We start from the raw sequence: 19779 nt of genomic DNA on the forward strand, positions 1-19779 counted from the left end.
CACCACATGAGCATTGCGTCCGAAGTCGCGGTGCAGGTCCGTACCCAGGGCCGCGCGTCGTCGCTCGCCTTCCGTTACGCGCTGCGCGAATTGCGCGGCGGCCTGCGCGGCTTCTACGTGTTCATCGCCTGCATCGCGCTCGGCGTGATGGCGATTGCCGGCGTGGGCTCGGTCGCCGCGAGCCTCGGCGACGGCCTGTCGCGCGAGGGACGCACGCTGCTCGGCGGCGACGTCGCGTTCTCATTGATCAGCCGCGAGGCCAAGCCCGACGAGGTCGCCTATCTGCGCACCCGCGGCGAGGTGTCTGTCGCAGCCACGTTGCGCGCAATGGCGCGCAGCGGTGACGGCAAGCTGGCGCTGGTCGAGCTCAAGGCGGTCGACGGCAAATATCCGATGCTCGGCGAGCTGACGCTCGAACCGAACATGCCGATCGCCGATCTGCTCACTGAGCGCGACGGCGTTTTTGGCGCGGCTGCCGACTCGACCCTGCTGGCGCGGCTCGACCTGAAGCTCGGCGACCGCGTCACCATCGGCAGCGCGACCTACCAGATCCGCAGCGTCGTGGCGGCCGAACCTGACAAGCTCGCCGGCGGCGTCGGCCTCGGACCGCGCTTCCTGATCAGCGAGGCGAGCCTGCGCGCCACCGACCTGTTGCAACCGGGCAGCCTGGTGCGCTGGATCTATCGGGTAAAGCTGCCCGACGGTGCCAACGACGATCGCGCCACCACCGCGCTGATCGACGGCGCGCGCGCCGCCGCGCCGGAGGCCGGCTGGGAGGTGCGCAGCCGCAGCAACGCCTCGCCGCAGCTCGAGCGCACCATCAACCGCTTCACCCAGTTCCTGACCCTCGTTGGTCTTGCTGCGCTCCTGGTCGGCGGCGTCGGCGTCGCCAACGCGGTGAAGAGCCATATCGACCGGCGACGCGACGTGATCGCCTCGTTCAAGGCGCTCGGCGCCACCGGCCGCGACGTCTTCACGATCTACTGCACGCAGGTGGTGGTGCTGGCCGGCATCGGTTCGGTGATCGGGCTCGTGCTCGGCGCCGCGTTGCCTTTTGTTATCGTCGGCCTGTTCGGCAAGCTGCTGCCGCTCCCGGTGGTGCCCGCGCTGCACCCAGACGAGCTCGCGCTCTCCTTCATCTACGGCCAACTCACCGCTCTGGCGTTCGGGCTGTGGCCGCTCGGCCGCGTCCATGACGTGCCGGTCGCGGCGCTGTTCCGCGAAACCGTCGCCAGCGAGTGGCATCGTCCGCGCTGGAGCTATCTCGCGCTGATGGCCGTGGTGATCGCGCTGCTGATCGGCGTTGCGATCGGGCTAGCCTACGACAAGCGCGTCGCCAGCGTGTTCGTCGCCTCGTCGATCGCGGTGTTCCTGCTGCTGCGGGGAATTGCCGAGATCCTGATGGCGGTGGCGCGGCGGCTGCCGCGCAGCCGCATGACCATGCTGCGGCTCGCCATCGCCAACATCCACCGGCCCGGCGCGCTGACGCCGTCGGTCGTGCTGTCGCTCGGGCTCGGGCTCGCGGTGCTCGTCACCATCACCCAGATCGACGGCAATCTGCGCCGCCAGTTCCTGGCTGCGCTGCCGGAGCGGGCGCCATCGTTCTTCTTCATCGACATCCCCTCCACCGAAGCCGACCGCTTCAATGGATTCCTGGCCCAGGTCGCTCCCGGCTCGACCGTCGAGGACGTGCCGATGCTGCGCGGACGCATCGTCGCCGCACGCGGCGTCAAGGCCGACCAGCTCAAGCCGTCGGTCGATTCGGAATGGGTGCTGCAGAGCGACCGCGGCCTGACCTACACCGGCGAGATTCCCAAAGGCTCCAAGATTGTCGAGGGCGAATGGTGGGGGCCGGACTACAGCGGACCTCCGCTGGTCTCGATGGAGAAGAAGATCGCCGACGGCCTGTCCTTGAAGATCGGCGACGAGATCGTGGTCAACGTGCTCGGCCGCGACGTGCCGGCGAAGATCGCCAATCTGCGCAACATCGACTGGCAGGGGCTGGGCATCAACTTCGTGCTGGTGTTCTCGCCGAACGCCTTCAAGGGCGCGCCGCACAGCCATGTCGCCACCCTGACGGAACCGCATGCAAGCTCGACCCAGGCGAGCTCGAACGATGACGCGCGCATCATCAAGCAGGTCGCCGACGCGTTCCCGATGGTGACCAGCGTGCGGGTCCGCGAGGCGCTGGAGACCGTCGGCGGCGTCGTCAGCAACCTCGTGCTGGCGATCCGCGGCGCCAGCGCCGTGACGCTGATCTCGGCGATCCTGGTGCTGGGCGGCGCGCTCGCCGCCGGACACCGCCACCGGGTCTATGATGCCGTGATCCTCAAGACGCTCGGCGCCACGCGGGTGCGGCTGCTCGGCGCCTACGCGCTGGAGTATTTGATGATCGGCTTTGCAACCGCAATATTCGGGGTCATCGCCGGTTCGATCGCGGCCTGGCTGATCGTGACGCGGCTGATGACGCTGAGTTTTATCTGGCAGGCCGGCAGCGCCGCCCTGGTCGTGGTCGCCGCGCTGGTCGTCACGGTTGGACTTGGACTGGCCGGGACGCTGCTCGCTCTGAACCAGAAGCCGGCCTCGGTGTTGCGGAATTTGTGACAATTTGTAGCGGCGAAAGCGCCGTTTTTGCCTATGATGCTCGGCCAGAGCGACATTCGGCCGCGCGTGGAAGCTTGCGTCGGATGTGTTAATTTCCCACATACCAATCGGGTCGGATAGTCGGTTTGAATGACACGGAATTAATGTTCCGCAAACCGAGCCATCTGAGATAGATTTACGACCGGCGCCGCAAATCCCTTGCGCTCCACCGGGACCAACCACGGGAATTCGACCATGTCGGACCTAGACCGCAACTACGCTTCTCCTTTCGGCCGGGCCGCCGGGCGCATTGACGCTGCGGCCGTCGACGCCGGTCTGCGCGCCTACATGCTGCGCATCTACAACTACATGAGCATCGGCCTGGCCATCACCGGCCTTGCCGCGCTCGGCGTCTATATGGGTGCGGTGACCACCGACCAGTCGGCCGCCGTCGCCAAGTTCGGCAACGCCTATCTGACGCAGTTCGGCTATGCGATGTTCGTGAGCCCGCTGAAGTGGCTGTTCATCCTCGCACCTCTGGCGATGGTGTTCGTCATCTCGGCCGGCATCAACCGCCTGCAGCCTGCGACCGCCCAGCTCCTGTTCTGGGTGTTCTCCGCGCTGATGGGCCTGTCGCTGTCGTCGATCTTCCTGGTGTACACGCACACCTCGATCGTGCGCGTGTTCTTCATCACCGCGGCGACGTTCGGTGCGCTGAGCCTCTATGGCTACACCACCAAGCGTGACATGAGCGGCATGGGCTCGTTCCTGTTCATGGGTCTGATCGGCATCATCATCGCGAGCCTGGTCAACCTGTTCCTGGCGAGCTCGGCGCTGCAGTTCATCGTCTCGGTGGTCGGCGTGCTGGTGTTCGCGGGCCTCACCGCCTGGGACACCCAGCGGCTGAAGAACGACTACATCTACGGTTACGCCTCGCAGGGTGGCGTGATGGCAGAGCGTGCGGCAATCACGGGTGCGCTGTCGCTCTATCTGAACTTCATCAACCTGTTCACGCTGCTGCTGCAGCTGCTCGGCCAGCGCGACTAAGCGCCTCGAGCAAGGCAACCGATCCAAGCCCCGGCCATGTGGCCGGGGCTTTTGTTTTGCGGAAAGGGATGAGATCAGACGGCGTAGCCCGGATGGAGCGTAGCGAAATCCGGGGCAAGGCCATCCGCGGAAAGAACCCGGATTTCGCTTACGCTCCATCCGGGCTACCAAGCACTGAGCGATCTGAAGCCCTTGAAGCTGCGCCCGCGCGGGAAGACCGTCCCGGATGTCGCTTCGCTCATCCGGGCTTCAAGGCCCATCCAGCTGGATGAAGTCCGCTACACCAGCGACAGCTTGCGGTCGATTACGAGCAGCACGCGCTCGAGTTCGTGGCCGCGGCGCAGGATCAGGCCGGTCGGCGAAATCACGCTGTACATGCCCTGCTTGCGCGCAAGCCGAGGATCCTTCTCGATCCGGTAGATCGGCATTTCGGACGCGCGCCGGAACACCGAGAACACGGCACGATCCTTCAGGAAGTCGATCGCATAGTCGCGCCACTCGCCGTCTGCGACCATGCGGCCATAGAGATTGAGAATGCGGTTGAGCTCAAGTCGATTGAATGTCACGCGGCTGGGCTGAGGGGTCGCGGCGGCGGGGCGCGCCGCAGCGCGACTACCGCTCGGATCAGTGTCCTCCGAGATCAAACTCATCGAGCGCCTCCTGTTGTCTCGGTGACGACCGGGTTCCGAAGGCCGGTGCCCCACTTCGGGATCGTCACGAGAGTGACATGATTGCGCTAAGCGAACGACGCTGCAAGGGGCCATTCGCAACGCAACCAGGCCTTAACCACACTCAGGCGAGGCAGATCGTCCGGAAAACCACAGAGTCACGGGAACGTTAGCGGAATCATATTGCTGCCCCACTTCCGCCAATCGCCCGCCCCGCTGCCCTGCGAAAAGGAAACCCTGCGTTGGCCCGGTCCTTTCGGTTCCGGATTCCTCAGCCCCCAGCCCCCCGGGGCCGTCGGGATCGGGCCTGTTCGCAGGGGAGTTAATCCCAACACTGGGCCAACGAAAGTTGGTCCTTTTTGTTTTTTGGGATCCTGCTCGATCGCGCGTACTCGAGCCGCGTGCGCAGAGCGTCGGCGCTTTCCTTTCAGCACATGTCTGGATGCAAGTTTGCAATCGCATCGCGGCTGCACGGCAACCTGCCTGCAGCCCGGCGACGCGACCGACGAAGCTGGCGCAGCAACTCGCTAGTGAAGCGAGGTGAAGGCGGCGCCGAGCATCGGGCCCGGCTTGTCGCGATTGCCGTCCTGGACGTAGACCGCCGCGGCATCGACGCCATCGCGCGTGATGTTCTCCAGCGGCACGGTCCAGTTGCCGGACGAACCGTTCCAGTCACCGACCTTCAGGAGATTGCGCACAACGTTGTGGTAGGTGATCTCGCGACCGCGGTTCTCGCCACGCGCGATCGAGATCGGCACCGATTTCGAGATCGAGCAGATCCAGACTTCGCCGCGCGACACCGCGGGCGACTTCGATGCGGCGACCGACACGTTGATCTGCTTGCCGGTCAGCGTCATCGTCACCGGCACCGACATCACGCTGCCGCTTTTCTCGGTGCTCTTGATGGCGTCCTCGATGCTGGTGCGGTCGCTGCCGATCACATGCGCGGAACCGTTGATGACGGCCTGCGGTGTGTAGACGTCGCGATCGCCGCGCACATGCGAATAGGCTTTCTGGCGCGCGCTGAAACGGGAATCGGCCAGCGTGTCCTTCCAGCCGAGATAGTCCCAATAGTCGATCGGCATGCTCAGCGCGATGACATTGGGGTCCTTCGCAAGCTCACCGATGATCTTGTCCGCGGGCGGACAGGATGAGCATCCCTGCGAGGTGAAGAGTTCGACGACAGCACGCGGATCGGCGTGAGCTGGGCGGATGACCGCGACGATCGCACAGATACCAAGAGCGCTCGACCATCGCGAGATACGATTATAGGCCACCATCGCTGTCATACTGCGAACCAGTCGTGATGATTTCCATCCGTAATTGTACGGAGCATGAAGTTTGTCCCTGAACTTGCGTGCCCCAAAACGCGAGAAAGCGGCCTTTTCATAGGCCGCCTTCTTTTTAGCCGCTACTCACTAAGCGGTGAGGCACCGATCACAAATCCGCGTTGGAGCATGGTCCGGAAAAGTGTGAAGCGGTTTTCCCCGCGACAAACGCGAGGCGTTTGCGCGGAGACCATGCTCAAACCAAGGGCGTTTAGGCCGCGAGTTTGCGCAGCACATAATGCAGGATGCCGCCGTTGCGATAGTAATCGAGCTCGTCCAGCGTATCGATGCGGCAGAGCAGCGGGACGTCCCGCTTGCCGCCGTCGGTCGAGACGATTTCCGCCGTCAGCGTCTGGCGCGGCTTCAGATCGCCCTGCAGCCCGCGGATCGTCACCTTCTCGTCGCCCTTGAGGCCGAGCGAGGACCACGACGTGCCGTCCTGGAAGGTGAGCGGAAGCACACCCATGCCGACCAGGTTGGAGCGATGGATGCGCTCGAAGCTCTGGCAGATCACCGCGCGCACGCCGAGCAGGCGGGTGCCCTTCGCGGCCCAGTCGCGCGACGAGCCGTTGCCGTATTCGGCGCCGGCAAACACCACCAGCGGCACGCCTTCGTGCTGGTACTTCATCGCGGCGTCGTAGATCGACATCTGCTCGCCGTCGGGCCAGTGCTTGGTCAAGCCGCCTTCCGGAATATTGCCGTCGGCGCCCTTGAGCATGAAGTTCTTGATCCGGATGTTGGCGAAGGTGCCGCGCATCATCACTTCATGGTTGCCGCGCCGCGTGCCGTACTGGTTGAAGTCGGCAGGACGCACCTGGTGCTCGCTGAGGAACTTGCCGGCGGGCGAGGTCAGCTTGATCGAACCGGCCGGCGAGATGTGGTCGGTGGTGATCTTGTCGCCGAACATCGCGAGGATCCGCGCATCGACCACGTCGGTGACCGGCTCCGGCTGCTTCTTCATGCCTTCGAAATAGGGCGGGTTCTGCACATAGGTCGAGCCCATGTTCCAGCGATAGGTCTCGCTTTCCGTGGTCTTGATCTTGCGCCAGTTGGTATCGCCCTTGAACACGTCCGCGTACTTCTTCTTGAAGATCGTCGCGGTGACGTACTTCTTCATGAAGGCGTTGATCTCCTTGGCGGTCGGCCAGATGTCCTTCAGGAACACCGGCTTGCCGTCCTTGCCGATGCCGAGCGGCTCGACCGCGAGATCCTTGGTCACAGTGCCGGCGATCGCATGCGCGACCACCAGCGGCGGCGAGGCAAGGTAGTTCGCCTGCACGTCGGGCGAGACGCGGCCTTCGAAGTTGCGGTTGCCCGACAGCACGGCGGCGGCGACGATGCCGTTCTCGTTGATCGACTTCGAGATGTCTTCCGGCAGCGGGCCGGAATTGCCGATGCAGGTCGTGCAGCCGAAGCCGACGAGGTTGAAGCCGACCTTGTCGAGATCGCCCTGCAGGCCGGAATTGGCAAGATACTCCGCCACCACCTGGCTGCCCGGCGCGAGCGAGGTCTTCACCCACGGCTTGGCCTTCAGGCCCTTGGCGGCCGCCTTGCGCGCCAAGAGGCCGGCGCCGATCAGCACGCTCGGATTGGAGGTGTTAGTGCAGGAGGTGATCGCCGCGATCACGACGTCGCCATGGCCGAGATCGAAGTCGCGGCCTTCGACCGCGTAGCGCTTCTGCTCACCCTCGGGCTTCTTGTACTCGCCGACCAGCGCGGTCGCGAAGCCGGTCGCAACCGCCGGCAGCGCGATGCGGCCTTCGGGGCGCTTCGGGCCAGCCATCGACGGCACGACATCGCCGAGGTCGAGCGTCAGCGTGGTGGTGAACACCGGATCGGCCGACTTGGCGGTGCGGAACAGGCCCTGCGCCTTGGCATAGGCCTGCACCAGCTTGACGCGATCGGCCTTGCGGCCGGAGGTCTTCAGGTAATCGATGGTCGCGGCATCGACCGGGAAGAAGCCGCAGGTCGCGCCGTATTCGGGCGCCATGTTGCCGATCGTCGCCTTGTCCGCGACCGAGAGGTAGTCGAGGCCCGGACCGAAGAACTCGACGAACTTGCCGACCACGCCGAGCTTGCGCAGCATCTGGGTGACGGTCAGCACGAGGTCGGTCGCAGTGACGCCCTCCTTGAGCTGGCCCTTGAGCTTGAAGCCGACCACTTCGGGCAGCAGCATCGACAGCGGCTGGCCGAGCATGCAGGCCTCGGCCTCGATGCCGCCGACGCCCCAGCCCAGCACGGCGAGGCCGTTGACCATCGTGGTGTGCGAGTCGGTGCCGACCAGCGAGTCGGGATAGGCGACCTCGAAGGTGCCGGTCTTCCGACCGATCGTCATCTTCTCCTTCTTGGTCCACACCGTCTGCGCGAGATATTCGAGATTGACCTGGTGGCAGATGCCGGTGCCGGGCGGCACCACCGAGAAGTTCGAGAACGCCTTCTGGCCCCACTTCAGGAACTCGTAGCGCTCCTGGTTCTGCTTGTATTCCTCGGTGACGTTCTTCGCGAACGCCTTGTTGTCACCGAAGAAGTTGACGATGACCGAATGGTCGATGACGAGATCGACCGGCACCAGCGGGTTGATCTTCTCGGCATCGCCGCCGAGATTCTGCATCGCGTTGCGCATCGCGGCGAGATCGACCACGGCCGGAACGCCGGTGAAATCCTGCATCAGGACGCGCGCCGGGCGGAACGCGATTTCGTGCTCGAGCTGGCGCTTCCTCAGCCACTTCGACACCGCAACGATGTCTTCCTTCTTGACGGTGCGGCCGTCCTCGTTCGCGCAGCAGGTTCTCGAGCAGAACCTTCATCGAGTACGGCAGCTTCGAAATTCCCTTCAGTCCGTTCTTCTCCGCCTGGGGCAGGCTGTAATAGACGTAGGACTTGGCGCCGACCTTCATGGTCTTGCGGCATTTGAAGCTGTCGAGTGAGGTCATGCGAGGAATCCCAATTCTCAGTTATACCCGGCAAGGGTAACTAAACACCGGCGACGACACTGGCCGAGGGATGGCCGGAGGGTGGCTTGCGGCCGCCGATTGTGTGTGCTGCATCAAGTTCCGGGCTTATAGAACCTTTCTAGAAGCGCCGCCACACCGACTAGCGTGCGACAACGTTGCGCGACCCAAAAATTCTCACGCGGTAGCGAAAGATTTCAGAGGGCTGTGACAAGACGAACCATGCGGCTCTCGGGACGAAATCTGAAATGCGTGCGCGGCGGGCGCGAGGTGTTTTCCGGCCTCGATCTGTCGGCTGCGGCCGGCGAGGCGCTCGCCGTCACCGGCCCCCAATGGCGCCGGCAAGACCTCGCTGCTGCGCGTCCTCGCCGGACTATTGGTTCCGGCTGAGGGCTCGATCGCGCTCGAAGGCGGCGATGCCGAACTCAGCCTGCCCGAGCAGGCCCATTATCTCGGCCACCGCGACGCCCTGAAGCCGGCGCTGAGCGTTATGGAAAATCTTTCCTTCTGGCGGGAATTCCTGGGCGGCAAGACCGAGGACGCTGGCCGGTGCCTGACCGCCGTGGCGCTCGACCACGCCGCGCATCTGCCGGCGGCCTATCTCTCCGCGGGCCAGCGCCGCCGGCTCTCGATCGCCCGCCTGCTCTCGGTCCGGCGGCCGGTGTGGCTCTTGGACGAGCCGACATCGGCGCTCGATGCAGCCGGACAGGCGCTGTTCGTCGCCCTGATGCGCGACCATCTCGCAAGCGGCGGCCTGATCGTGGCGGCGACCCATCTGCCGCTCGGCATCGACGCACGCGATTTGCGGATGGGAGGCGTGGCATGAGACGGCGAACTTTCCCGCTGCCTTGCCGCGCTCTCTCAGTCCCCTCCCCCCTTGCGGGGGAGGGTCAGGGAGAGGGGTGCCACACGGCGCGCACTGTCCATTTGTCTCTTTCCGATCAGTGGCCGAGATTGCGAGAGCGACATTCACGTCGACGATCTCGCCCGGGGCCACCCCTCTCCCCAGCCCTCCCCCGCAAGGGGGGAGGGAGCAGACCGAGTCTGCTGCACGCCTTTCGCCATCGTCAAAGCTGGAGCATCGCATGACCGCGCTGGCCGCATTGATCCGCCGCGACATCCGCATCGCGCTGCGCGTCGGCGGCGGCGCACTGATCGGCGTGCTGTTCTTCCTCACCGTCACGGTGCTGATGCCGTTCGCGGTCGGGCCGGATCTGGCGCTGCTGTCGCGGCTCGGCCCCGCCATTCTCTGGCTCGGCGCGCTGCTGGCGAGCCTGCTCACTCTCGACCGGCTGTTCACGGCCGACCATGAGGACGGCTCGCTCGACCTCATCGTGATGAGCCGGACGCCGCTGGAACTCGCCTGCGCGGCCAAGGCGCTGGCGCATTGGATCGCCGCCGGGCTGCCGCTGATCATCGCAACCCCGGTGCTCGGCCTGCTGCTCAATCTCGACGGCACGGCAACGCTCGCAGTCGCGGCCACGCTGCTGGCGGGAACACCGGCATTGACCTTCACCGGCATGATCGGCGCGGCCTTGGCGGTGACGCTGCATCGCGGTGGCCTCTTGCTCGCGGTGCTGGTGCTGCCGCTGTCGATCCCGGTGCTGATCTTCGGCGTTGCGGCCTCGCAGGCGGCGATTTCGGGGCCTTTGCCCTTTGGAACACCGTTCTCGATCCTCTGCGCGCTGTCGCTTGCCAGCCTCGTGATCGGCCCGTTTGCGGCCGCCGCCAGCCTGCGGCACGGGCTGGATTGATCAAATCTCGCCGAGGGGAATTCGGCCGATTGCCTCGCTCACATCGGACGATTATCAGGGTGCCATGAAGCTGACCGAGACGTTGACCGACCTCGCCAACCCGACCAGGTTTCTGGCGCTGACTGCGCGCATCCTGCCGTGGCTCGCGGCCGCGACCACGATCCTGCTCGCGATCGGGCTCTACCAGTCGGCAACGGCGCCCGACGACTACCAGCAGGGCGCTACGGTGAAGATCATGTTCATCCACGTGCCGAATGCGTGGCTGTCGATGTTCGTCTGGGGCGTCATGAGCGTGGCCGCGCTCGGCACCTTGGTGTGGCGGCATCCGCTCGCCGACGTCGCCGCGAAGGCCGCCGCTCCGATCGGCGCCGCCTTCACCTTCCTTGCGCTGGTCACCGGCTCGCTGTGGGGCCGGCCGATGTGGGGCACCTATTGGGAGTGGGACGCGCGGCTGACCTCGGTGCTGATCCTGTTCCTGATGTATCTCGGCCTGATGGCGCTGTGGCGCGCCGTGGAGGATCCTTCGCGCGCGGCGCGCGCGGCGGCGGTGCTGACCCTGGTCGGCGCGATCAACATCCCGATCATCAAGTTCTCGGTCGACTGGTGGAACACGCTGCATCAGCCGGCCTCGGTGTTTCGCGCCGGCGGGTCGACGCTCGACAAGGCGTTCCTGTGGCCGCTCTTGGTGATGGCGATCGCGTTTTCGCTGCTCTTCATCACCTTGCACCTGGCGGCGATGCGCAACGAGATCCTCCGCCGTCGCGTGCGCAGCCTGCAGATGATGCAGGCCAGTCGCGTCTCGTTCACGGCGGATTCGCGCGATCAAAGCGCGTCCAGCGAGATTGGAGCGGCGTGACACGATGTCGCTTGGTCCCTACGCCTCCTTCATCGTGACGTCCTATGCGCTGGTCGCAGCCGTCGTGCTGCTGTTGATCGTCTGGATCGTCGTCGACTATCGCCGCCAGCAGGCGCGGCTGAAAGAGATCGAGGCCAGCGGCATCACGCGCCGTTCCGGCCGCAGCGCGGCGGATATCCGATGAGCGAACAGGCGACCAACAGCCCGCCGCAACCCCGCCGCATGTTGGTGGTGCTGCCGCTCGTGATCTTCCTCGGGCTCGCCGGCCTGTTCTGGCTGCGGCTCTATGGCGGCGATCCCTCGCGAATCCCGTCGGCCCTGATCGGACGGCCGGCGCCGCAGACCGCGCTGCCCGCGCTCGACGGCCTGGTAAGGGACGGCACGGCGGTTCCGGGCCTCGATCCCGCGGTGTTCAAGGGCAAGGTCTCGGTCGTCAACGTCTGGGCGTCGTGGTGCGTGCCCTGCCATGACGAGGCACCGCTGCTGACCGAACTCGGCCGCGACAAGCGCTTTCAGATCATCGGCATCAATTACAAGGACTCGCCCGAGAACGCCCGACGCTTCCTCGGCCGCTACGGCAACCCGTTCGGCATCGTCGGCGTCGACGGCAACGGCCGCGCCTCGATCGAATGGGGCGTCTACGGCGTGCCCGAGACCTTCGTGGTCGGGCGCGAGGGCAAGATCGTCTACAAGCTGGTCGGCCCGGTGACGCCCGAGAACGTCAACACCGTGCTGAAGGCCGAGATCGAGAAGGCGCTGGCGGCGGGAAGCTAGCGGCGGTCATTCCGGCGGCTCGCAGAGCCGAACCCGGAATCTCGAGATTCTCAGGTGCGCAATTGCGCACCATAGTTCGATGCTATCGCATCGCCCCGGAATGACGGCGAACCAGTCACCCCTTGCGCACGTCGCCCGCCTCGGCTTCGCTGGTTTCCAGCGAGACCGGCTCCAGGTGATAGCGCTTGGTCAGCGGCATCTGGGCGATGGCGAAGATCATGGTCAGCGGCGTCACGCCGAACACCTTGAAGTTCACCCAGAAATCGGTGGTCTGCGTCCGCCAGACGATCTCGTTGAGAACCGCCATGCCGGCGAAGAACAGCGCCCAGCGCATGGTCAGGATGCGCCAACCCTGCGGCGTCAGGTTGAACATCTGGTTGAACATCACCGCGATGAAGGAACGGCCGAACAACAGCCCGCCGCCGAGCACGGCCGCGAACAGGCCGTAGATGATGGTCGGCTTGACCTTGATGAAGGTCTCGTCGTGCAGCACCAATGTCAGGGTGCCGAACACCAAGACGATCGCGCCGGTCACCAGCGCCATGATCGGCACGTGCCTGGTCACGACGTAGGATGCGATCATCGCCGCCACGATCGCCACCATGAACGCAGCCGTCGCGACGAACAGATGGTACTTGGCGTTGGCGACAAAGAACACGAGCAGCGGCCCGAGCTCGGTCGCGAGCTTGAACAGCGGATGCGGCTGGGTCTTGTCCATTAACCCTCGGTGTTGGTTTGAGGCATGATTTTCGGGGTCATGCCTCGATCCCGGCAATCGCCTTGGCAAAATCCTTCGCGGTGAAGGGCGCGAGGTCCTCGACGCCTTCGCCGACGCCGATGAAATGCACCGGCAGCTTGTGCTTCTCCGACAACGCGACCAGGATGCCGCCGCGCGCGGTGCCGTCAAGCTTGGTCATCACGAGGCCGGTGACGCCTGCCGTACGATGAAACGCCTCGACCTGCGACAGTGCATTTTGTCCCACCGTGGCGTCGAGCACGAGCAGCACCGCGTGCGGCGCCGTCGCATCGACCTTCTTGATGACGCGCACGACCTTTTCGAGCTCGTTCATTAGCTCCGACTTGTTCTGCAACCGCCCTGCGGTGTCGATCAGCAGCACGTCGCGCTGCTGCTCCTTCGCGGCAGTCAGCGCGCTGAAGGCGAGGCTTGCTGAATCCGAGCCCTGGGCGCCGGCGATGACCGGCGACTTGGTGCGCTCGCCCCAGACCTTGAGCTGCTCGATCGCCGCGGCGCGGAACGTATCGCCGGCGGCCAGCATGACCTTGCGGCCCTCGGCGGAGAATTTCGCGGCCAGCTTGCCGATCGTCGTGGTCTTGCCGGAGCCGTTGACGCCGACGACCAGGATGACGAACGGCTGCTTGGCGGTATCGATCTCGAGCGGCTTCGCCACCGGCGCCAGCACCTTCTCGACCTCGGTCGCAACCACGTCCTTGACCTCGTCGGCCGAGATCGCCTTGTCGTAGCGGCCCTTGCCGACCGCCTCCGCGATGCGAACCGCGACATCGGTGCCGAGATCGGCGCGGAGCAGCACATCCTCGATGTCATCGAGCATGGCGGAATCGAGCTTGCGCTTGGTGACGAGGTCCGCGACCGCGGTCCCGATCGAACTCGAGGTCCGCTTCAGGCCGCCCGTCAGCCGCTGCCACCAGCTCTGTTTGGGAGTTCCAGGAGTATCGTTCATGGCGCGGCTGTGTTAGCCGTTTCGCACTCCAAACGAAAGTCTCGACGAATTGAACGATGTTCCCCAATTGACCGCGGAAGAAATCTTGGGCCGCGTGCTCCACCGCGACGGACTGATGCTGGTCATCGACAAGCCGGCGGGCCTGCCGGTGCATCGCGGCCCCAAGGGCGGGCCCAATCTGGAGGCCTCGTTCGACGCGCTGCGGTTCGGCCTGCCGCGGCCGCCGGTGCTGGCGCATCGGCTGGACAAGGACACCTCCGGCTGCCTCGTCCTGGGACGCCACCGCAAGGCGACCGCCTCGCTCGGGCTGTTGTTCAAGCACAGCAAGATCTCGAAGACCTACTGGACCGTGGTCGAGGGCGGCCCGGCCGAAGACGAAGGCACCATCGACATGGCGCTCGGCCGGCTCAACGCCGAGCGCGGCTGGTGGCAGAAGCCGGACCCGGACGGGCAGAAGGCGATCACCAACTGGAAGGTGCTGGGGCGCGGCCCGGGCATCGCATGGCTCGCGATGGAGCCGGTCACCGGCCGCACCCATCAGCTGCGGGTGCATTCGTCGGCGATGGGCTGGCCGATCGTCGGCGACAATATCTACGGCAACGGTCCGCGCTTCGGCGAGCCGATCCTGCATCTGCATTCCCGCGAAATCGGCATCCCGATTTCCCGCAACAAGGACCCGGTGCATGTCGTCGCGCCCGCGCCGGAGCACATGCAGGCACGGCTCAAGGCCTGCGGCTGGAACGGCGAGTGACGTCCGGGATTTCACGGACCTTTATCCTTTACGGAACTTTCAGTCCCGTCGGGTAATCCTGCATCCGGCTTAGAAAAGCGCTCACGACGGGCTCAGGACGAGCAATGCTGAATGCCGGGCAGGCAATTATCGACGAGGTCGAGGCAGCGATACGCGCCGGCTCCGCCGAAAAATGCATTGCCACGGCAAAGCGCGTCACCAGCCTTTTCCTCGCGTCAGCCGGCAGCTTCAACAGTGAGCAGGTCGAGCTGTTCGACAATGTGCTCGAGCGTCTGGTGAAGACCATCGAGTTGCGGGCGCTGGCCGACATCAGCGCCCGGATGGCGCTCACCGACATCAGCGAGCAGCTCGCGCCGGTAACCCAGGCGCCGCCCGCAATCATTCGCCGTCTCGCCAGCAATGACGAGATCAGGATCGCCAGGCCAGTCCTGCAGGAATCGTCACGGCTCAGCGCGGACGACCTGGTCGAGATCGCGCAAACCAAGAGCGAGCAGCATCTGCTCGCCGTCTCCGGACGCTGGTGGTTGAAGGAGGTCGTCACCGACGCGCTCCTGGCGCGCCGCTTCGAGAGCGTGAGCCACCGCCTGGTCACCAATCCCGGCGCCAAGGTGTCGCCGGACGGATTTGCCGTCATCCTGGCGCAGGCCGAACACGATCCGGTGCTTGTGGTCGAGACCGGCATCCGCGCCGACCTGCCATCGGAGCTCCGCCTCCAGCTGCTGCGCCGCGCGACGGAAGAGGTTCGCGGCCGCTTGCTGGAACGCGCGCCGCCCTATCTGTTCGAGGAGATCCGGCACGCGATCGCCGCAGTCGCGGCCGGCGTCGAGCGCGACATGTCGCAGGTCCGCGATTTCACCGCAGCCAGGCGCCACGTCGCCAGACTGAAGGACAGCGGCGAGCTCAACGAGGCCGCCCTGCTCGGCTTCGCCAGGCAGCGGAAATATGAGGAGACCGTCGTTGCGCTGGCGGACCTTGCGCAGTCGAGCATCGAGGTGGTCCGCTCCCTGATGCAAAGCCTGCGCAGCGAGGGCCTGCTGGTGCCGTGCCGGTCGGCAGGCCTGAGCTGGGAGACCACCGCCGCGGTGATGGAATGCCGCTATATGAGCGGCTCCATGGGCCCCGTCGAGCTTGCCAAAGCAAAGAGCCAGTTCACGAAACTGACCCGCGAAAACGCCGATCGGCTGCTGCGATTCTGGCAGGTCCGCGCGGCGCACCCTGCAAGGCCGGGCGGACGCGCTCATTGAGTGCGTCGCGTGCGATGACGGGATCGGTTCGGATTTAACACCGCGTGCGGCTGATCAGTGTGGGGCCACGGCTCTTTCCGTGCGTCGTCCTGGCGAAAGCCAGGACCCGTAACCACCGCATTGGATTGTAAAAGGGATCGTGGCCCCAGCGTCGCACAACGATGACCGGCTGAGGTAGTGGGTCCTGGCTTTCACCAGGACGACGGAGATCAAGTCTCAGCGGTTTTATGCGACGAGGCGTGTGCCATCGTGACCGGCCACGGTCAGCCGCCGCACCATGCCCGGTTCATCACCATCGATCGCAACCGGCAGGAAATGCTCGGTGCGGCCCTGCCGCTCGCTCTCGATCAGCACCTCGCGCGTCGCGCCGACTTCCGCCGCTAGCCGCCGCACCAGCGCGGCTTCGCCGGCCGCGCGCAGGCGCTTCGCGCGCTCCCTTATCACGCCGCCCTCGACCTGCGGCATCCGTGCGGCCGGCGTGCCCGGACGCTTCGAATAGGGAAACACATGCAGGAAGGTGAGATCGCATTCCTCGACCAGATCGAGCGAGCGCGTAAACATCTCCTCGGTTTCGGTCGGGAAGCCCGCGATGATGTCGGCGCCCAACGCGATGTCGGGCCGCAGCCGGCGCACCTGGGCGCAGAAGTCGATCGCATCCTTGCGCGAATGCCGGCGCTTCATCCGCTTGAGGATCATGTCGTCGCCGGACTGCAGGGACAGATGCAGATGCGGCATCAGCCGTGGATCGTCGGCGATGACGTCGAGCAAATCACGATCCGCCTCGATCGAATCGATCGAGGAGATGCGCAGCCGCTTCAGCTCGGGCACATGGCGCAGGATCTGCCTGGTCAATTGACCGAGCTTCGGCGCGCCCGGCAGGTCGGCGCCATAGCTCGTGAGATCGACGCCGGTCAGCACGATCTCGGCATGGCCGCGCGCGACCAGCGTGCGGACCTGATCGACCACCGCGCCCATCGGCACCGAGCGCGAATTGCCGCGGCCATAGGGGATGATGCAGAAGGTGCAGCGATGATCGCAGCCATTCTGCACCTGCACGAACACCCGCGGCAGGCCGCGCTCGAAGCCGTCGAGCAGATGCGGCGCCATCTCCGTCACCGCCATGATGTCGGCGACCGCGACCTTCTCGCCTGCGCCGATATCGAACGCAGCGCGCGTCGCCTGCCAGGCGTCACCGCGCATCTTTTCGTCATTGCCGACGACGCGATCGACCTCGGCCATCCCGGCGAACATCTGGCTTTGCGTCTGCGCCGCGCAGCCGGTGACCACGATGCGCGCCGAGGGGCGTTCGCGCTTCAATTTGCGGATCGACTGCCGGGCCTGCGCCACCGCCTCGTTGGTGACGGCGCAGCTGTTGATGACGATGGTGTCGGACAGCCCGGCTTGCTCCGCCTCGCGGCGAATCACTTCGGATTCGAACGCGTTGAGGCGGCAGCCAAAGGTGACGACATCGACGCTCATATCCGATCCCACGCCTTGTTGTTTGAGCATGATCTCTTCGGAAAACCGGCTTCCACTTTTCCGGATCATGCTCTAGGCGACGCTGGCGAACAGCGCCGGATCGAAGCGGCCCTCATATTCGAAATCGGCGGTGCCGGTCATCAGCACGTGATCGTCGCGCTCGCGCCACTCGATGCCGAGCTTGCCGCCGGGCAACGTGATCTCGACGACGCGGTTGGCGCGCTTCAGCCGCGCCGCCGCAACCGCCGTCGCGCAGGCCGCCGAGCCGCACGCCCTGGTGAGGCCGGCGCCGCGCTCCCAGGTGCGGATGGTGATGTGGTCGCGATCGACGATATGGGCGAGCGTGATATTGGCGCGCTCCGGGAAGATCGGATGGTTTTCCAGCAGCGGCCCGAAACGTTCGAGGTCGTAGGCATTGACGTCATCGACCCAGAAGATCGCGTGCGGATTGCCCATCGAGACCACCGACGGCGAATGCAGCACCGGATTGTCGATCGGCCCGACCTGCAACTCGATGTAGCGGGTGTCGCGAAATTCCTCGGCCAGCGGAATGTCCTGCCAGCCGAACTTCGGCGCGCCCATGTCGACGGTGTAGAGATCGGGCGCCGGCCCCTGCCAGCAATTGAGCAGGCCGGCGCGGGTCTGGAACGTCGCCGATGTCTGGCCGGTCTTCTCGAAGATCCGCCGCACCACGCAGCGCATGCCATTGCCGCAGGCCCCGGCCTCCGAGCCGTCATTGTTGTAGATCGAGATGAACGCTTCGGTGCCGTCGAGCCGCGGCGACTGCAGCACCATCAACTGGTCATAGGGCACGCCGCCGGCCGGTGAAGCCACGGCGCGCGCCTCCGCCGCTGACACTTGTGCCTTGGAATCGCGCAAGTCGACGACGACGATCTCGTTGCCGATGCCGTTCATCTTGGCGAATGCGTGATTGGCGAGCGCGCTCATCGATTTTCCCAAATTCTGCCCGGTTATATGGCGAGTGGTGGCTAATTGGCCAGCCTGAATGGCCCTATGACGCATCTGTCATGGGACGAATGCAGAACTAGCGTGTTAGGAATATCGCACCTCGCGGACCGCGCGCCGGGACAGATCGAGCGGCCGTTTGAGGAAGGGGATGGAGAGCAACAAATGAACCGTATCAACACCCTCCGCGCGGCCCTGGTCGCGCTGCTCCCTTTGAGCGCGATCGCACTGGCAAGCCCGGCGCCTGCCCAGTCGCCATCAGCCTCGCCAGCTCCCGCAGCCAGCCCGAGCCCAACCCCTGCGCCGACGCCATCGGCAACCCCGGTGCCGCCGCCGGCCGAGACCAAGTCGCCAGCCGACAGCCCCGCCGCGTCGCAGACCCCGGCGCCGCCGCCGGCCTCTCCGGTGCAGACTGCCGATCCGTTCGGCGAGCCGTTCACGCTCGAGCCGAAAAAGGTCGTGATGCTGAAGGGTAACGCCAACTGGGATTCAGCTTTCGACGCGCTGATCGAGGTGTTCAAGCAGCTCACCGCGCTGCTCGACAAGGACGGCGTCAAGGCATCGGGCAATCCGATGATCGTCTACACCTCGACCGACGACACCGGCTTCACCTTCATCGCCGAAATCCCGGTCGATCAGGACCTGAAGAATCTCGGCAAGAACATGAGCATGGGTAATTCGCCCGACGGCAAGGCGCTGAAGTTCGTCCATCGCGGCTCGTACGACAACATGGACAACACCTATGAGGCGATCACCAATCACCTCGACGACAAGAAGCTCGAGGCCAAGGACACCTTCATCGAGGAATACATCACCGATCCGCTGAAGACCGCCGAAGACAAGCTCGTGATCAACGTCTACGTCCCCCTGAAGTGAGCCAGATGACCCATCGCCTTTCCCTCGGCGTCCCCTTCGCCGCCCCCCTCATCGCAACCACCTTGCTCGCCATGCCCGCACTGGCCAATGACGACTTTCCGCCGGCGATTTCGGTCACCGGCGAGGCGACCGTATCGGCGCCGCCCGACCAGGCACAGCTCGATGCTGGTGTCACGACCGACGCCAAGACCGCACGCGAAGCCGCCGAAGCCAACAATGTGACGATGGGCAAGGTGCTGGCCGCGCTGAAGGGCGCAGGGATCGCGGAGAAGGATTATCAGACCTCGCGGCTGTCGCTGCAGCCGCAATTCGCCAACCGCACGCCGTCGTCGCCGAACGCGCCGCCGAGCATCGTCGGCTACCACGCGAGCAACCGTGTCACGATCAGACTGCACGATGTGAGCAAGGTCGCCGGCGTCATCGACGTGCTGGTGGGCGCCGGCGCCAATGATATCGGCGGGCTCAATTTCTCGGTGTCGCAGGCCTCCAAGCTGCTCGACGACGCCCGCGAGAAGGCTGTCGCCGATGCCCGCCGCAAGGCCGAGATCTACGCCAGGGCCGCCGGCGTCACGCTCGGCGCGCCCTTGAACATCGCCGAAGTCGGCTCGGCACCCGTGCCGGTATTCCGCGCCAAGATGGCCACGGCCGGATTCGCCGCGCCGACGCCGGTGGCCCAGGGCGAAGAAACACTCACGGTCAATGTCAGCGTCTCCTGGGCGATCAAGCCGGCGCAGTAAGTGTTCGTCGTCGTCTCGGCGAAGGCCGGGACCCATTACCACCGAGTTTTGTTGTGAACGGAAGC

At 65.3% G+C, this 19779-nt stretch carries 16 protein-coding genes and 2 pseudogenes; 11 read left to right on the forward strand and 7 right to left on the reverse strand.

Annotation, left to right across the window (positions count from 1 at the left end; translation table 11 throughout):
• The first annotated feature begins 6 nt into the window (after positions 1-6).
• Positions 7-2604, forward strand: a complete 2598-nt coding sequence (locus ACVILL_RS11835) for an ABC transporter permease (protein ID WP_456729203.1) — start codon at positions 7-9, stop codon at positions 2602-2604.
• A gap of 234 nt (positions 2605-2838) precedes the next feature.
• Positions 2839-3630: a Bax inhibitor-1/YccA family protein gene (locus ACVILL_RS11840; RefSeq protein ID WP_021078796.1), complete on the forward strand. Its 792-nt coding sequence runs from the start codon at positions 2839-2841 to the stop codon at positions 3628-3630.
• A 278-nt stretch (positions 3631-3908) separates the two neighbouring features.
• On the opposite strand, the gene ACVILL_RS11845 is transcribed toward ACVILL_RS11840, so the two are convergent.
• From ACVILL_RS11845 to acnA, 3 genes and pseudogenes are all read right to left on the reverse strand, one after another.
• Positions 3909-4280 carry a DUF2794 domain-containing protein gene (locus tag ACVILL_RS11845; protein WP_456729204.1) on the reverse strand — a complete coding sequence of 124 codons (372 nt, stop codon included), beginning with the start codon at positions 4278-4280 and terminating at the stop codon, positions 3909-3911.
• A gap of 545 nt (positions 4281-4825) precedes the next feature.
• Complete coding sequence (locus ACVILL_RS11850) at positions 4826-5587, reverse strand: DUF1223 domain-containing protein (RefSeq protein ID WP_456729205.1); 762 nt, start codon at positions 5585-5587, stop codon at positions 4826-4828.
• 250 nt (positions 5588-5837) lie between these two features.
• Positions 5838-8559 (reverse strand): annotated as a pseudogene (gene acnA, locus ACVILL_RS11855) (aconitate hydratase AcnA).
• A gap of 240 nt (positions 8560-8799) precedes the next feature.
• Here acnA and ccmA point away from each other — a divergent pair.
• The 5 genes and pseudogenes from ccmA (at position 8800) to ACVILL_RS11880 (ending at position 11961) form a co-directional block, all read left to right on the forward strand.
• Positions 8800-9403 (forward strand): annotated as a pseudogene (ccmA, locus tag ACVILL_RS11860) (heme ABC exporter ATP-binding protein CcmA).
• Between the two features lie 259 nt (positions 9404-9662).
• Positions 9663-10331, forward strand: a complete 669-nt coding sequence (gene ccmB, locus ACVILL_RS11865) for a heme exporter protein CcmB (RefSeq protein WP_456729206.1) — start codon at positions 9663-9665, stop codon at positions 10329-10331.
• 64 nt (positions 10332-10395) lie between these two features.
• Positions 10396-11187: a heme ABC transporter permease gene (locus ACVILL_RS11870; protein ID WP_456729207.1), complete on the forward strand. Its 792-nt coding sequence runs from the start codon at positions 10396-10398 to the stop codon at positions 11185-11187.
• A 4-nt stretch (positions 11188-11191) separates the two neighbouring features.
• Positions 11192-11371 (forward strand): heme exporter protein CcmD, encoded by a 180-nt coding sequence (ccmD, locus tag ACVILL_RS11875; RefSeq protein WP_456729208.1) that lies wholly within the window; start codon positions 11192-11194, stop codon positions 11369-11371.
• Positions 11368-11961 carry a DsbE family thiol:disulfide interchange protein gene (locus ACVILL_RS11880; RefSeq protein WP_456729209.1) on the forward strand — a complete coding sequence of 198 codons (594 nt, stop codon included), beginning with the start codon at positions 11368-11370 and terminating at the stop codon, positions 11959-11961. Before ccmD ends, ACVILL_RS11880 begins: the two co-directional genes overlap by 4 nt.
• 115 nt (positions 11962-12076) lie before the next feature.
• Here ACVILL_RS11880 and ACVILL_RS11885 read toward each other — a convergent pair whose 3' ends face one another.
• Together ACVILL_RS11885 and ftsY are read right to left on the reverse strand one after the other, a co-directional pair.
• Entirely contained in the window at positions 12077-12679 is a 603-nt protein-coding gene (locus tag ACVILL_RS11885) for a septation protein A (RefSeq protein ID WP_456729210.1), read from the reverse strand.
• A 37-nt stretch (positions 12680-12716) separates the two neighbouring features.
• A complete protein-coding gene (gene ftsY, locus ACVILL_RS11890) occupies positions 12717-13661 on the reverse strand; it encodes a signal recognition particle-docking protein FtsY (RefSeq protein ID WP_456729211.1) in 945 nt (314 codons plus the stop codon).
• Between the two features lie 49 nt (positions 13662-13710).
• Here ftsY and ACVILL_RS11895 point away from each other — a divergent pair, with 49 nt between their 5' ends.
• Positions 13711-14412, forward strand: coding sequence for an RluA family pseudouridine synthase (locus tag ACVILL_RS11895; RefSeq protein ID WP_456729212.1), 702 nt, complete (start codon positions 13711-13713; stop codon positions 14410-14412).
• Between the two features lie 104 nt (positions 14413-14516).
• Positions 14517-15656, forward strand: coding sequence for a DUF2336 domain-containing protein (locus tag ACVILL_RS11900; protein ID WP_456729213.1), 1140 nt, complete (start codon positions 14517-14519; stop codon positions 15654-15656).
• Between the two features lie 225 nt (positions 15657-15881).
• Here the strand turns inward: ACVILL_RS11900 and mtaB are convergent, their stop codons facing one another.
• Together mtaB and dapF are read right to left on the reverse strand one after the other, a co-directional pair.
• On the reverse strand, positions 15882-17135 hold the full coding sequence (mtaB, locus tag ACVILL_RS11905) for a tRNA (N(6)-L-threonylcarbamoyladenosine(37)-C(2))-methylthiotransferase MtaB (protein WP_456734248.1): 1254 nt from the start codon (positions 17133-17135) through the stop codon (positions 15882-15884).
• 72 nt (positions 17136-17207) lie between these two features.
• Positions 17208-18083, reverse strand: a complete 876-nt coding sequence (gene dapF / locus ACVILL_RS11910; protein ID WP_456729214.1) for a diaminopimelate epimerase — start codon at positions 18081-18083, stop codon at positions 17208-17210.
• Positions 18084-18266: 183 nt separating this feature from the next.
• On the opposite strand from dapF, the gene ACVILL_RS11915 reads away from it, so the two are divergent.
• Both ACVILL_RS11915 and ACVILL_RS11920 read left to right on the forward strand, forming a co-directional pair.
• On the forward strand, positions 18267-18977 hold the full coding sequence (locus ACVILL_RS11915) for a GyrI-like domain-containing protein (protein WP_456729215.1): 711 nt from the start codon (positions 18267-18269) through the stop codon (positions 18975-18977).
• 5 nt (positions 18978-18982) lie between these two features.
• Positions 18983-19714, forward strand: coding sequence for an SIMPL domain-containing protein (locus tag ACVILL_RS11920; RefSeq protein ID WP_456729216.1), 732 nt, complete (start codon positions 18983-18985; stop codon positions 19712-19714).
• Positions 19715-19779: the final 65 nt, after the last annotated feature.

It is taken from the genome of Bradyrhizobium sp. USDA 3364, from assembly GCF_054056355.1.

What these genes read in the sequence shown, in the direction of transcription:
- ACVILL_RS11835 (WP_456729203.1), top strand. Translation starts at nt 7, where the DNA reads ATGAGCATTGCGTCCGAAGTCGCGGTGCAGGTCCGTACCCAGGGCCGC.
- ACVILL_RS11840 (WP_021078796.1), top strand. Translation starts at nt 2,839, where the DNA reads ATGTCGGACCTAGACCGCAACTACGCTTCTCCTTTCGGCCGGGCCGCC.
- ACVILL_RS11845 (WP_456729204.1), bottom strand. Translation starts at nt 4,280, where the DNA reads ATGAGTTTGATCTCGGAGGACACTGATCCGAGCGGTAGTCGCGCTGCG.
- ACVILL_RS11850 (WP_456729205.1), bottom strand. Translation starts at nt 5,587, where the DNA reads ATGACAGCGATGGTGGCCTATAATCGTATCTCGCGATGGTCGAGCGCT.
- ccmB (WP_456729206.1), top strand. Translation starts at nt 9,663, where the DNA reads ATGACCGCGCTGGCCGCATTGATCCGCCGCGACATCCGCATCGCGCTG.
- ACVILL_RS11870 (WP_456729207.1), top strand. Translation starts at nt 10,396, where the DNA reads ATGAAGCTGACCGAGACGTTGACCGACCTCGCCAACCCGACCAGGTTT.
- ccmD (WP_456729208.1), top strand. Translation starts at nt 11,192, where the DNA reads ATGTCGCTTGGTCCCTACGCCTCCTTCATCGTGACGTCCTATGCGCTG.
- ACVILL_RS11880 (WP_456729209.1), top strand. Translation starts at nt 11,368, where the DNA reads ATGAGCGAACAGGCGACCAACAGCCCGCCGCAACCCCGCCGCATGTTG.
- ACVILL_RS11885 (WP_456729210.1), bottom strand. Translation starts at nt 12,679, where the DNA reads ATGGACAAGACCCAGCCGCATCCGCTGTTCAAGCTCGCGACCGAGCTC.
- ftsY (WP_456729211.1), bottom strand. Translation starts at nt 13,661, where the DNA reads ATGAACGATACTCCTGGAACTCCCAAACAGAGCTGGTGGCAGCGGCTG.
- ACVILL_RS11900 (WP_456729213.1), top strand. Translation starts at nt 14,517, where the DNA reads ATGCTGAATGCCGGGCAGGCAATTATCGACGAGGTCGAGGCAGCGATA.
- mtaB (WP_456734248.1), bottom strand. Translation starts at nt 17,135, where the DNA reads ATGAGCGTCGATGTCGTCACCTTTGGCTGCCGCCTCAACGCGTTCGAA.
- dapF (WP_456729214.1), bottom strand. Translation starts at nt 18,083, where the DNA reads ATGAGCGCGCTCGCCAATCACGCATTCGCCAAGATGAACGGCATCGGC.
- ACVILL_RS11915 (WP_456729215.1), top strand. Translation starts at nt 18,267, where the DNA reads ATGAACCGTATCAACACCCTCCGCGCGGCCCTGGTCGCGCTGCTCCCT.
- ACVILL_RS11920 (WP_456729216.1), top strand. Translation starts at nt 18,983, where the DNA reads ATGACCCATCGCCTTTCCCTCGGCGTCCCCTTCGCCGCCCCCCTCATC.